Consider the following 12,470-nt stretch of genomic DNA (forward strand, 5'->3'; position numbering starts at 1 on the left):
TCGTTTGTCGAGTGCCATTGCTTCTGCCATTCTCTCCACAGCTCAAGGCAACACAGGATCACGATGATTTCCGGTCGGGGCGACCGAAAATCATGAACGTGATCGATTCCAATAAGTTAGAGCGGGATTCGGGCGGAAAGCCGCATACAGTTTTCCTCATCCCGCCGTAGGCATTCGATCACGACCGTCGCGGTATCGCGCCGGCGGCACCTATCCCTGTGTCAAGTTTTTGTCTGGTCTGAACCATTGGTATCGGCATGAAGCTCATCGGTTATATCTTCAGCATGCTCTCGGCTGCTTTGCTGGCCATGTTCGGCATCGGCGCCGTTTATCTGTCGGAAATGGCGAAGGATCTGCCTGACCACCGCAAGCTTGCAGAGTGGGAGCCGGCGCTCATGACGCGGTTTTACGCGTATGACGGAACGCCGATTGCCGAATACGCCAAAGAAAGGCGCCTGTATCTGCCCATCGCCGCGATCCCTAGCCGCGTGAAGGCGGCCTTTCTCTCGGCGGAAGACAAGAGTTTCTATTCCCATTCCGGAATCGATGCCCTGAGTATCGTAAAGGCTGCCTGGTCCAATGCCGTGAACCTTGGGTCCGGCCAGCGAATGATCGGCGCCTCGACAATCACTCAGCAACTTGCCAAGAACTTTCTGCTTTCTTCGGATCGCACCCTTGAACGGAAGATCAAAGAGGCGGTGCTTTCCATCCGCATAGAGCGCTCGCTCAGCAAAGACAAAATCCTGGAACTCTATCTGAACGACATCTACTTGGGGCTCGGGGCCTACGGCATTGCCGCCGGCGCTTTGACCTATTTCGGGAAGTCGGTCACCGAACTGACCGTCGCCGACGCAGCGTATCTCGCTGCCCTGCCGAAGGGACCCAACAACTACAATCCGCACCGGCATCCCGAACGCGCGATCAGCCGGCGCAACTGGGTGATTGGCCAGATGCAGCGCAACGGCTTCGTTAGCGCCGCAGAGGCAAGCAACATGATGGCGAGGCCTCTCGGCGTTGAGCCTCGGGCCGAGACCTTCTTCATGGCAGAGGCAAACTATTTCGCCGAGGAAGTACGCCGGGAAGTCGCCGGGCGATATGGCGAAGCGGCTCTCTATGGCGCCGGTCTCTCCGTGCGCACGACGCTGGACCCTACCCTTCAGAGGGCTGCGCAGCGAGTGCTGCGGGCTGGCCTCGTCGAATACGACCGGGCCCGAGGGTTTCGGGGGCCGGTCGGGCATATCGATATTTCCGGAGACTGGGCGACAGCGTTGGCTGAACAGGAGACATTGGCGGATGTGAAGGAGTGGAAGCTCGCGACAGTGCTCTCCTGTTCCGATGCGGGTGTGCGAGTCGGACTGCGAAGTCCAAGGCTTGGCTCCGAACCCGGTCCTGAAACGGGTTTTATCGATGGCAAGACCCTGCAGTGGGCATTGAAGGTCTCTGCCGGAGGCAGGTTCAGGCAGGCCGACTCCATCGACCAGGTCCTCTCGCCGGGGGACGTTATCTATGTGGAGAAGGCGGAAGACGGTTATCTCCTGCGACAAATACCGGAGGTGCAAGGCGCGATCGTATCGATGGACCCGAATACAGGGCGCGTGCTTGCGAGCGTTGGCGGTTTCTCCTTTGCACAGTCACGCTTCAATCGTGCCACGCAGGCATCGCGCCAGCCCGGCTCAGCCTTCAAGCCCTTCGTTTACGCCGCCGCACTGGATACCGGCTACACCCCGGCAACGCTGGTTATGGACGCCCCCTTTTCGATGCCGGATGGGGCGGGCCGTCTGTGGGAACCCAAGAACTATGACGGCAAATTCAGCGGCCCTTCCACGCTGCGCACCGGACTGGAGAAAAGCCGCAACCTGATGACGGTGCGCCTCGCCCGGCATCTCGGCATGGACGTCGTTGCCGAATACGGCCGCGCCTTCGGCCTCTACGACAGGCTCGCCCCATACCTGCCGATGTCGCTCGGAGCCGGCGAAACGACGTTGACGCGGCTCGTTTCGGCCTATGCAGTCCTCGCCAATGGCGGACGCTCGGTGCAGCCCTCGATGATCGACCGAATCCAGGATCGTCACGGTCGCACGATCTTCCGCCACGATGGACGCGACTGCGATCGATGCAATGCCGCAAGCTGGCTGCATCAGGAAGAGCCGGTGCCTCGCGACAACCGCGAGCGGGTTCTCGACCCGATGACGGCCTATCAGGTGACATCGATGCTGCGTGGCGTGGTGGAGCGCGGAACGGCGCGCCGGGTGGCGCAGCTCGACGTTCCGGTCGCCGGCAAGACCGGAACGACGAACGACGAGAAAGATGTCTGGTTCGTCGGCTACACGCCGACCCTCGTGACCGGCATATTCATGGGCTACGACACGCCGAGACCTATGGGGTATGGCGAAACGGGCGGCGGACTCGCGGCTCCGATCTTCATCGACTTCATGAAGGTGGCATTGAACGGCAAACCCGGCGTGGAGTTTCCCGTTCCGCCGGGTTTGTCCTTCGCGAGCGTTGACCGCCGTACCGGCAGGCGAGCCGCTTCGGGAGATCCCAGTTCGACTATCGAGGTCTTCAAGCCCGGAACCGGGCCGTGCCTGACGGAGTGTCCCGTCATAGACGGAATGGGAGGGGAGGAACCCGAAGACGTCCCTGCCACACTGCGCGAGCAGCTTCTGACCGCCCCCCAGGGCCTCTATTGAGCCGATTACCTCCAATCTCGCCGAGGGATGGAAATGAGGAAATACGCCTTCGCCCCGCGGAGCAGTGCACGCAACAGGCGGCTGCGCATTGCCTGCATCATGGCAGCGTTCACCGCCATTTTCGCCGCCGCCTTCATACGGCTTGTCCAACTCGGCATGAAGGAAGAAGCGCGCAGCGAAATCAGCCTCACCTATGACAGGGCTCCGAGTGGACGACCTGCAATCGTCGATAGGAACGGCCAACTGCTCGCGACCGACATTCCGATCGCATCGCTCTACATGGAGCCGCGCTCGATTCCCGATCTGGACGAGGCTGTTGAGAAACTCGCGGCGATCTTCCCGGAGCTCGATGCGCGCGAACTCCATTCGCGCCTCCGACGCAAAGATGCCTTCACGTGGGTCAAGCGGCAGATAGCTCCGGAGAAGCAGCAGGCAATCATCGATTCGGGACTGGCCGCAGTCGGCTTTCGACCTGAAAATCAACGGCTCTACCCGAACGGCTCCCTGGCTGCCCATGTCCTTGGCGCCGTGGATATCGATAACGTCGGCATCGCCGGTATCGAAAAATGGATCGATGCGAACGGGCTCGCAGACCTGCGCGGCGCCGGCATCGAACTTAGGGGGCGCGAGCTCCAGCCGGTCGAGCTTTCAATCGACCTGCGCGTTCAGTACGCCATGGAGCAGGAACTCGGCAGAGCCGTCACGAAATTCGGAGCTGTCGCGGGTGCCGGGCTCCTGCTTGACGTCGCGAATGGCGAAATACTTGCGCTCGCTTCCTATCCAGCCTTTGATCCGAACAATCCCGTGGATGCCTTCAGGCCCGACCGGATAAACCGCGTTACCGCCGGCGTTTTCGAGATGGGATCGACCTTCAAGACCCTGACCACGGCGATGGCGCTGGAGTCAGGCAGGTTCGATCTCGAATCCGTCGTCGACGCAAGCAGACCCTTGAGCTTTGGGCGGCAACGCATCCACGACTATCGCGGACAATACCGGCCGCTCACCATTCCCGAAGCCTTCATCCACTCCTCGAACATAGCCATGGCGAAAATGGCGCTGTCACTCGGACCCGAAGCGTTGCGGACTTTTCTTGGGCGTTTCGGCGTTCTGTCTCGGCTTTCGACCGAGCTGCCGGAGAGCGCCGCGCCGCTCCGGCCCTCCGATTGGAGCGAGGTCACCACGGCAACGGTTTCATTCGGCCACGGGATCGCCGTCACGCCGCTGCAAGCCAGCATGGCCGTCGCCGCTCTGGCGAACGGCGGAAAGCTGATCAGGCCCACCTTCATAAAGGACAGCCCCGTGTCCGAACGGACCATCGCGGAGGATCTCGTGTCTGCGGACACCAGTGAGGCGATACGTCACCTCCTGCGCCTCAACACGGCGGTCGGCTCAGCCAAGAGGGCCGATGTCCCCGGCTATGTGATCGGCGGTAAGACCGGCACGGCGGAAAAGGTGGTCCAGGGCCGCTACTCCAAAGTGCTCAACGTCACATCGTTCATGGGCATCGTACCGGCGGACAATCCCAGGTACCTGCTGCTCGCCCTCCTGGACGAGCCCCGCGGCCTGACGGAAACCTATGGCAACCGTACCTCCGGCTGGAATGCCGTGCCGCTCGGCGCCGCCCTCTATCAGCGCATCCTCCCAATGCTCCTCACGCCTGCTTTCCCATCGCCGGCAGGCGCCGAAGCCGTTCCCGTCGCGACGGGAGACTGTCGCGCAGGAGTCGACCTCTTGCCCGGTGCCCCCTGTCTTTCAGGCGCCGGAGATCGCTCAGGGGAAAATGGATGACGGCGACGCCCCACTTACGCGGCGGCCGCCGTGGCCGAACGCCGCGTCACCCGCGCAGGCCCGGCGCCTCTTGCCCGGTGCGCTCCACATATTCCCTGTAGCCACCGCCATATTGATTGATCCCGTCCGGCGTCAGCTCCAGCACGCGATTGGAAAGTGCGGACAGGAAACGGCGATCGTGCGAGACGAACAGCATGGTGCCCTGATAGGCCGAGAGCGCCTTGATCAACATTTCCTTCGTATCGAGGTCGAGATGGTTTGTCGGCTCGTCGAGCACGAGGAAGTTCGGCGGATCGAACAGCATTGCGGCCATCACGAGCCGCGCCTTCTCGCCGCCGGAGAGCACGCGGCATCTCTTCTCGACGTCATCGCCGGAAAAGCCGAAACAGCCGGCCAGCGCTCTGAGCGGCGCCTGCCCGGCCTTGGGAAAACGTTCCTCAAGCCATTGCAGAATGGTGCTTTCGCCTTCGAGCAGATCCATGGAATGCTGGGCGAAATAGCCAAGCTTCACGCTGGCACCGAGTGAGACGCTGCCCTTATCGGGCGTGGTGGTGCCTGCGACCAGCTTGAGCAGTGTCGATTTGCCGGCGCCGTTAATGCCCATGATGCACCAGCGCTCGCGCCGGCGCACCATGAAATCGAGGCCGTCATAGATCGCCCGGCTGCCATAGGCCTTGTGGACATTCTTGAGGTTGACGACGTCTTCGCCGGAGCGCGGCGCCGGCAGGAAGTCGAAGGCGACCGTCTGGCGACGACGAGGCGGCTCGACGCGGTCGATCTTTTCGAGCTTCTTCACCCGGCTCTGAACCTGCGAGGCGTGAGAGGCACGGGCCTTGAAGCGTTCGATGAACTTGATCTCCTTGGCGAGCATCGCCTGCTGGCGCTCGAACTGCGCTTGCTGTTGTCGCGCGTTCAGCGCCCGCTGCTCTTCATAAAATCCATAATCGCCCGAGTAGGTCGTCAGCGCGCCGCCATCGATCTCGATGATCTTGGTGACGATCCGGTTCATGAACTCGCGGTCGTGAGACGTCATCAGCAGAGCGCCATCATAGCCTTTCAGGAAATCCTCGAGCCAAATCAGGCTTTCGAGATCGAGATGGTTGCTCGGTTCGTCCAGCAGCATCACGTCCGGGCGCATCAGTAGGATGCGGGCGAGCGAAACGCGCATCTTCCAGCCGCCCGACAGCTTTGCGACATCGCCGTCCATCATTTCCTGGCTGAAGCTGAGGCCGGCGAGAACCTCGCGCGCACGTCCCTCGAGCGCATAGCCATCGAGTTCCTCGTAGCGCGCCTGCACCTCGCCGTAGCGCTCGACGATCGCATCCATTTCATCCAAACGGTCCGGATCCGACATGGCCGTCTCGAGTTCGCGCAGCTCCGCCGCGACGGCGCTGACCGGGCCTGCCCCTTCCATGACCTCGGCGACGGCCGACCGACCGGCCATTTCGCCGACATCCTGATCGAAATAGCCGATCGTCATACCCTTCTCGACGGAGACCTGCCCCTCGTCAGGCAATTCCTCGCCGGTGATCATCCGGAAGAGCGTCGTCTTTCCCGCCCCGTTCGGACCGACAAGCCCCACCTTTTCGCCGCGGTTCAACGCTGCCGAGGCTTCAATATAGAGTATGCGGTGACTGTTGGACTTGCTGATATTTTCGACGCGGATCATGTGGAGGACGGCCCAGTTGGTTGCGCGCACCCCTATGCCACGGGTTGACGTAGCTGTCACGCCAACCGGACATATCTTCCTCCCGACACATGTGACGTACTCGTCACCGGATGCGTTCGCCCCCGGGATTGCTCACGTCAAGTTTCCTGAGCCATGGCAGGGGCCGCTTGAATTCAACCCCGATCTCATGCGCGTTCTGCCACGCGACCCATCCGGACGCACAGACGTGTTCCGGAATGAAGAGCAGCTGAATCTCCGGTCCGGTCGATATCGGTGAGCTGAATCGCAGTCGCGCCCCTTTGGAATTGATGTCTACAATGAGACATTCGATTCCGATTCCTCCCGCGCCCTCCTGCATAAGGCGGGCGCGCTTGAGGGATTTCCGTCTCGCAAGTTGGCGCAGTTCGGCACTAGGCATGGTGATTTCCTTTAATGAGCCCGCCGCGGAACCCTGCTGCAGGCGATTGTGCGGTGCTGTTTACTCGATCAGTGCTATCCGCTGGTTCGCCAGGAGCTTCTTGGTGCCCGCGCTATCGCAGGCCGACTGCATGGTCGAATTCCCGCTGAACGTGATCTTGTCGGCGATCACCTGCGTACAGCCGTTCGCCGTCGCGGAATTGCCCTTGTAGTCGAGCGACGACGCCGGCGTGTAGACCGCGCCGGTCAAGACCGAGTTGGACGTCCCGTTGATGGAATGGCTCACGGCAGTCTGGCTGCGGCTGCCGAAGAAGAGAATCCCGGAATAGGGTCCCGAGGTCGGAGCCTTCAGATCGAGGGAGACGTTCCCTCTGAGGTCCAGTCGAGCATCGTTCGCGAGAAAGAAGGTCACGCCGCTGTAGCCATTCACCGGCGTGCCTACGTGCAGCCGCGCTGCCGAGGTCGCGGTCGGGTTACCACCGTTCGCGGTAAACGTGCCGCCGGTTATAATATACAGGCCCGGTTCGAACTCGACCGTTCCCTTCACGTCAAGCCCGTTGGGAAAGCACCTGACCCTGACCCCGCTGGGATGCATCTGTGTCGTTTTGACGAGGGTCAGTTGGCCTGGGTTGCCAATATTCCTGCTGCCTGCGTCGCAGGCGAAGCCGGCCCACGGGAACGGCTCGGCTACGCCCGCATAGGGGTCGATGCTTGCCGGTGCGTTCTCGTGGACGCTATCGCACTGTTTCAACCTCAAGCCCAGCGTCGCCACGGCTCCGCCGACCGCATGGACGCAGTCGGCGTTCATCGACGCGGATCCGGACATGAGGAACGAGTCTGAAGCGCTTGAATTCGATGCTACATCGCACCCGCTGAGATCCACCGAAGCCGAGCCGGAGACGGTTACAGCGCCCGATTTTGTCTTCGAGAGCGCAAGCACACAGGCTGTCGACCCACCCTCCACCTGTGCAACGGCACGCGCCCTCATCGTGACCGGTTGATCGGAAAAGATAGAGGAAAACAGCCGCGAACGCGTTTCCGTCACGACGACTTCAAGCCGATCCAGAGTCCCGGCGCTTGCGGCCGGTGAGGAAGATGGGCTGATTGCCAGCGTGCCGGCCGACGGCGAGTAGCCGCTTTTGGAGGCGATCTGTGTGGCCGTAGCCTCGAGCGCAGATCTTTGATCGCCCGCGCGCAGGCGCCCTGCGGCCGCATGCGCCGCGACGTCCGCGGCGTGCTGAAGCTTGCGCTGCTTCAGATACCAGAAGCCCGTCTCCGCGCCGAGGCCCATGGCTCCGACGAGAACGGGAAAGGCGACCGCCGCGATAACGGCGACCGTGCCGCGTTCGTCCGCCAGGAATTTTAGCGCACCGGTCCGCTTCCGCGGCGCCGGCCGTCTCGCATGGATCACGTCGTTTCTTTCGCTCATTCGCATGCCCAGTGGTCTGAGGTTTCGGCCGGACGATACATCCCACCCTGGTCGTTAGCGATTCGGCCGGTTGGCCTAGTCCGGCCCGTAAGGGCTTGCCGTGCCTGCTTAGGCCATCAGGTCGAATGGTCATCGAGCGGTTCAGGGGGCACATTTCGCGGGACTAGAACGGCTCCAGTACCCACGGAAAAGGCACCTGAGATGATTTCGACATTCGCAGCTTCGCTCGCATTCTTTCTCTTTGCCGGACTGATGACCTATGCCGGCATCAAGGACGTCGCGACCATGACCATATCGAACCGTCTCGTGCTTGCATTGGCGGTTTCCTTCACGGTTCTAGCGCCCGCCGCCGGATTGGGCGTGGCGACGATCTCGTCCAGCATTCTCATCGCCTCCGGCGTACTGGTCTCGACCTTCGTGCTCTTCTCCTTCGGCTGGATCGGCGGCGGCGACGCGAAGCTCTTGCCCGTGGCCGTACTCTGGCTCGGGCCGGACCTCGCGCTCGACTTTCTCCTCTACACGGCCCTGATTGGTGCGGCGTTGACGCTTGGCCTTCTGCAATTCCGGCGCATGCCCCTGCCGGTGGTCCTGAAGAAGAGCGCCTGGTCCGCGCGCCTGCACTCCCCCGAGACGGGCGTTCCCTACGGGGCGGCGATGGCGCCCGCTGCCCTACTGCTGCTCCCGCAAAGCCACTGGTTCTCCGCCCTCCTCTGATGGCGGCACCGACATTCCCTCACCAAACGATAAGGTCTAGCCAATGATCCGCCTTGCCATTCTCCTGCTTGCGCTGGCAGCCGGCGGCGCTGCCTCCTGGTTGGCGCTGGGCGCCGTAGACCAGCCGACAACCGCGACCGCACAAGTTCAAGAGGCGCCTTCGCAGGAGGTGCTTGTCGCCTCCGCGGAGTTCAAACGCGGAACGACGCTCGAGGAGACCCACGTGCGGTGGCAGCCCTGGGAGGGCGAGATCCCTCCCGTGTTCATCAGCCGCAGTTCACGCCCGGACGCGATCGCATCCCTGAAGGGGTCGCTCGCCTTGAGCGACTTCGTTGCGGGAGAACCTATCCGCCAGGACAAGGTCGCCCAGCCTGGCGCCGGCTTCCTGTCCAGCATGCTGCCCTCGGGGAAGCGGGCAATAGCGGTCCGCGTGACTGCGGAGAGCACGGCCGGCGGGTTCATTCTGCCCAACGACCATGTCGACGTCATCCATACCGTCGCCCGTTCGGGCTCGGGAAAGGATGGTGACGTCCTCAGCCGCGCCATCCTCTCCAATATTCGAGTGCTGGCGGTTGATCAGACCGTTTCGGAGGGGGCGGATGGGACCTCGGTCATCGGCAAGACCGCGACGCTCGAAGCGGACCCCCGACAGATCGCAACGATCGCGGCGGCGGAAGCTTCAGGCACGGTTTCGCTCGCGCTCCGGCCCCTGGTCGACAACCACGAACCATCGATCGTTGAAAGCGAGGGTCCTCGTCGCGGAGTGGTGCGCGTCATCAGTGGCGGGCGCATGTCGATGACTGAAGTTCCCTCCCGCTCCGGCGGAAGTTGATCAGCTCAAGAAAGTTTCGAACCAATGAAACAGCTCGGAAACGAAATCCACGGAACCTTTCCGGCGGCCTCTGCGCTGCCGCCCATACCGAAGGTAGAGATCGCCGCCTTCTGCCGTTCGGAAGAGGTGACCCAGGCGATCCGTACGGCGGCGCTCGACCGTCGCATGGCGCGAGCCACGCTGACGATAAAGACCGGGGGGATCAACGAAGCCGCGGCGCTTTACAGCGGCTTCACCTCGCCGAATCTGGTGGTCGTGGAAAGCGACGAGGACGACGTTCCGCTGATGGCGGCGCTCGAAGGCCTTGCCATGGAATGCGTCACGGGTACCAAGGTTATCGTCATAGGGCGTTCCAACGACGTCGCGCGATACAAGAAGCTCCTGGACGCCGGCGTGAGCGATTACCTCGTAGCGCCCTTCGATCCGATGGACTTCGTCGCTGCGGTGCACCGCTGCTTTCGCGCTCCGGTCGAGGAGAAGCTTGGGCGTATCGTCGCCTTCGTCGGCGCCAAGGGCGGGACCGGATCCTCGACGCTCGCGCACAACGTTGCCTACGCCATGTCAAAGCGCGTCGATGCGGATGTGCTTCTGGCCGATCTCGACCTGCAGTCCGGTACGCTCGACCTGAACTTCGACATCGAGGCGACCCAGGGCATGGTCGACGTGCTGGAGAGTCCCGATCGGCTGGACGAGGTGCTTCTGCGCCGTCTGGCCGTGCCCCATACGGATCGCCTGCACCTTCTGCCGGCGACCGCGGATCTCAATAAGTTCTTCAGTCTCCGGGAAGATGACGTTGATCACCTCCTCGATGTCGCTCGTTCGAGCTCATGGCATCTGGTGGTCGACCTGCCCCATATCTGGACAGGATGGACGCGCAAGATCCTCCTCGAAGCGGACGATATCGTCATCACGGCGACGCCCGATCTCGCCAGCATGCGCAACGCGAAGAACCTGGTCGACTTCTTGAAGAGGGCGCGCCCGAACGATCCGCCGCCGAGGATCGTTCTCAACAAGACCGAAACACCCAAGCTCGCAGAAATCAAACCGAAGGATTTCGTTGCAGCCGTCGGGGTGCAGGAGAGCATTTCCGTGCCCTTCGACCCGAAGCTGTTCGGTGCCGCGGCGAACAATGGCCGGCTGGTGATCGATCAGGCGCCTCAGTCTGCGGCGGGCCGGGCGATGGTCGCGCTAGCCTGGCGCGTCAGCGGCACAAGGGAGAGGCGAGCCGATCGGCGCGGTCTCAAGGCGCTGCTGCAAACAGTGCTTGGCCGCGGCAGATCGAAGGGCTCATCGGCAGTGCGCAAGAAAGCGGGCGAGCTGAAAGCGTCCGAGGCGGGGGCGTCGGCAGCCGAGTTCGCGCTGATCGCGCCGGTGCTCGCTCTGGCTCTCGTCGCCATGGCGGATGTCGGGCTTGCACTTTACGAGCGAATGACGATCGACCATGCGCTGCGCGCCGGCGCGCAAGCTGCCATGGCCGATCCCGGGCCGACGCAAGTCCAAAAGGTGATGCAGTCCACGCTGGCGAAAAGCGCGCTGCTGGCCAATGCCACCGTGTCAGCGGTGAAGCGCTACTGCGCCTGCCCGGAAAATCCCGACATCGACCCGGATGCGGCGCCGCAATGCGGAACGAGCCTTTGCGCCAATGCGGCGGCGCCGTTCATCTACTACCGCCTGGCGGCGACGAAGGATTATCAGCCGATGTCGCTGCCGCAGGTGCTTCCGGCCTTTCGGCTCAACTCCTCCATGCAGGTGCAGATCCGATGAGGAAGGCGCGCCGCGACGTCCAACGGCTATGGCGCAGCGAAGCGGGTGCGACGGCGGTGGAATTCGCGCTCGTGTGCCTGCCGCTGCTGCTGCTGATCCTCGGCGTCATCGAGTTTGGCCGTGTATTTTATGTCCGAAACGATCTCTCGCACGCCGCCGACATTGCTGCGCGCAAGGTACTGATCGGGCAGGTCGCCCGCGATGCGTCCGATAGCGAGGCACAGCAGAAACTCGAAAGGGCGGTGCGCGAGAGCTTTCGCAGCGGCAACCCCTTGCTGCTTCAAATCGTCACCGGCAAGGAAACCGTAGACGGGATCGACTTTCGCATCCTGTCCATCCGGTATCCTTTCACCTTTGTCCTGCCGGGTCTGGCGAATGGCCCGTTGAACCTGCAGCTTTCAAGACGCATCCCGATCGGGTGATCGACGGAGGTTTACGCATTGGCAGCGCCGTTTAATTGGCGTCGACCTCGGGCTCGGGCGCAGTGATCTCCGGTTGCGGAGCGGTAACGCCGCCGGATCGGATTGGCTCGCAGCGGCCGGTGCAGCTATAGGTTGTCTTTGCCCCGCCCTCGTCGACGGTAACCAGACGCCCGCCTGCAGCGACGACGTCAAGGATGACGTTGGCCACCTGCGCGCCGTCCGCGCCGATGACGATCAGATTTGTCGATCCTGGCGTTCTGCCGGTCAGAACGACCGTCTTGTCGTCACTCAGCGTCGCCTGCGCGATTGCTGGATTGCCGATGATGAGCGTGCTCGCGGGCTGCGCCAGGAGGAGCATTCTCGCATAATCTACAATAACCCTGACGACGCCGTCGGCCTGGCGGGTCGACTGCAGCGTCACGTCTGCAGCGGGCTGGCTTTTCGCCGCCTCGGGCGCCGCAATCATGGCGCATGTCGTAAGCGTCAAACCAACCCATCCGGCGACGCTGCGCATTGGAACCACTCCCATCGGTTGCTCCCGGTCTATCAACGGACGGGTGTGCCATCCGTTCCAATAGCCTGCCAAAGCGTGAAGCTACTGCAATGGCGACGATCGGACTAGACCACTAGGCCGATCCGCTCGCGGTCGGCCATCGGCCATCAGGCTGAATGGATCGAGAGGGTTAATAAAGTCTATATGAGAGCCACACAGCAAGCGGGAACGAGTACCCTGGCCCGGCCCTGT

10 protein-coding genes are annotated in these 12,470 nt (G+C 62.5%); 6 read left to right on the forward strand and 4 right to left on the reverse strand.

All coding sequences use genetic code 11. The features are described 5' to 3' along the window. Positions 1-257: 257 nt before the first annotated feature. Complete coding sequence (locus SINAR_RS0109345; protein ID WP_027998851.1) at positions 258-2,690, forward strand: penicillin-binding protein 1A; 2,433 nt, start codon at positions 258-260, stop codon at positions 2,688-2,690. A 33-nt stretch (positions 2,691-2,723) separates the two neighbouring features. After that, positions 2,724-4,478, forward strand: a complete 1,755-nt coding sequence (locus SINAR_RS01000000133295; protein WP_234710588.1) for a peptidoglycan D,D-transpeptidase FtsI family protein — start codon at positions 2,724-2,726, stop codon at positions 4,476-4,478. Between the two features lie 46 nt (positions 4,479-4,524). Here SINAR_RS01000000133295 and abc-f read toward each other — a convergent pair whose 3' ends face one another. From abc-f to SINAR_RS0109365, 3 genes are all read right to left on the reverse strand, one after another. After that, positions 4,525-6,147 (reverse strand): ribosomal protection-like ABC-F family protein, encoded by a 1,623-nt coding sequence (gene abc-f / locus SINAR_RS0109355; protein WP_027998852.1) that lies wholly within the window; start codon positions 6,145-6,147, stop codon positions 4,525-4,527. A gap of 103 nt (positions 6,148-6,250) precedes the next feature. Further along, the gene (locus tag SINAR_RS1000000138455; protein WP_419761327.1) at positions 6,251-6,565 is read right to left on the reverse strand and encodes a PilZ domain-containing protein; all 315 of its coding nucleotides are present in this window, start codon (positions 6,563-6,565) and stop codon (positions 6,251-6,253) included. Positions 6,566-6,625: 60 nt separating this feature from the next. Continuing rightward, a complete protein-coding gene (locus SINAR_RS0109365) occupies positions 6,626-7,993 on the reverse strand; it encodes a pilus assembly protein TadG-related protein (RefSeq protein WP_027998854.1) in 1,368 nt (455 codons plus the stop codon). Between the two features lie 201 nt (positions 7,994-8,194). Here SINAR_RS0109365 and SINAR_RS0109370 point away from each other — a divergent pair, with 201 nt between their 5' ends. The 4 genes from SINAR_RS0109370 to SINAR_RS0109385 are packed head-to-tail and all read left to right on the forward strand — an operon-like array spanning position 8,195 to position 11,725. Beyond that, positions 8,195-8,707, forward strand: coding sequence for an A24 family peptidase (locus tag SINAR_RS0109370; protein ID WP_027998855.1), 513 nt, complete (start codon positions 8,195-8,197; stop codon positions 8,705-8,707). 43 nt (positions 8,708-8,750) lie between these two features. Further along, the gene (cpaB, locus tag SINAR_RS0109375; RefSeq protein WP_027998856.1) at positions 8,751-9,539 is read left to right on the forward strand and encodes a Flp pilus assembly protein CpaB; all 789 of its coding nucleotides are present in this window, start codon (positions 8,751-8,753) and stop codon (positions 9,537-9,539) included. A 24-nt stretch (positions 9,540-9,563) separates the two neighbouring features. Further along, positions 9,564-11,303 (forward strand): TadE/TadG family type IV pilus assembly protein, encoded by a 1,740-nt coding sequence (locus SINAR_RS0109380; RefSeq protein WP_027998857.1) that lies wholly within the window; start codon positions 9,564-9,566, stop codon positions 11,301-11,303. After that, positions 11,300-11,725 (forward strand): TadE/TadG family type IV pilus assembly protein, encoded by a 426-nt coding sequence (locus tag SINAR_RS0109385; RefSeq protein WP_027998858.1) that lies wholly within the window; start codon positions 11,300-11,302, stop codon positions 11,723-11,725. The genes SINAR_RS0109380 and SINAR_RS0109385 overlap by 4 nt, the downstream gene beginning before the upstream one ends. Before the next feature lie 31 nt (positions 11,726-11,756). On the opposite strand, the gene SINAR_RS0109390 is transcribed toward SINAR_RS0109385, so the two are convergent. Next, positions 11,757-12,254, reverse strand: coding sequence for a pilus assembly protein N-terminal domain-containing protein (locus tag SINAR_RS0109390; RefSeq protein WP_027998859.1), 498 nt, complete (start codon positions 12,252-12,254; stop codon positions 11,757-11,759). Between the last annotated feature and the right edge of the window lie 216 nt (positions 12,255-12,470).

The organism is Sinorhizobium arboris LMG 14919 (assembly GCF_000427465.1).
GTDB classification, from domain to species: Bacteria; Pseudomonadota; Alphaproteobacteria; order Rhizobiales; family Rhizobiaceae; genus Sinorhizobium; species Sinorhizobium arboris.

Bases quoted from the DNA above. Each gene is read 5' to 3' on its own strand.
- SINAR_RS0109365 (WP_027998854.1), bottom strand. From the start codon at position 7,993: ATGAGCGAAAGAAACGACGTGATCCATGCGAGACGGCCGGCGCCGCGG.
- SINAR_RS01000000133295 (WP_234710588.1), top strand. From the start codon at position 2,724: ATGAGGAAATACGCCTTCGCCCCGCGGAGCAGTGCACGCAACAGGCGG.
- SINAR_RS0109390 (WP_027998859.1), bottom strand. From the start codon at position 12,254: ATGGGAGTGGTTCCAATGCGCAGCGTCGCCGGATGGGTTGGTTTGACG.
- SINAR_RS0109380 (WP_027998857.1), top strand. From the start codon at position 9,564: ATGAAACAGCTCGGAAACGAAATCCACGGAACCTTTCCGGCGGCCTCT.
- SINAR_RS1000000138455 (WP_419761327.1), bottom strand. From the start codon at position 6,565: ATGCCTAGTGCCGAACTGCGCCAACTTGCGAGACGGAAATCCCTCAAG.
- SINAR_RS0109385 (WP_027998858.1), top strand. From the start codon at position 11,300: ATGAGGAAGGCGCGCCGCGACGTCCAACGGCTATGGCGCAGCGAAGCG.
- SINAR_RS0109370 (WP_027998855.1), top strand. From the start codon at position 8,195: ATGATTTCGACATTCGCAGCTTCGCTCGCATTCTTTCTCTTTGCCGGA.
- cpaB (WP_027998856.1), top strand. From the start codon at position 8,751: ATGATCCGCCTTGCCATTCTCCTGCTTGCGCTGGCAGCCGGCGGCGCT.
- abc-f (WP_027998852.1), bottom strand. From the start codon at position 6,147: ATGATCCGCGTCGAAAATATCAGCAAGTCCAACAGTCACCGCATACTC.
- SINAR_RS0109345 (WP_027998851.1), top strand. From the start codon at position 258: ATGAAGCTCATCGGTTATATCTTCAGCATGCTCTCGGCTGCTTTGCTG.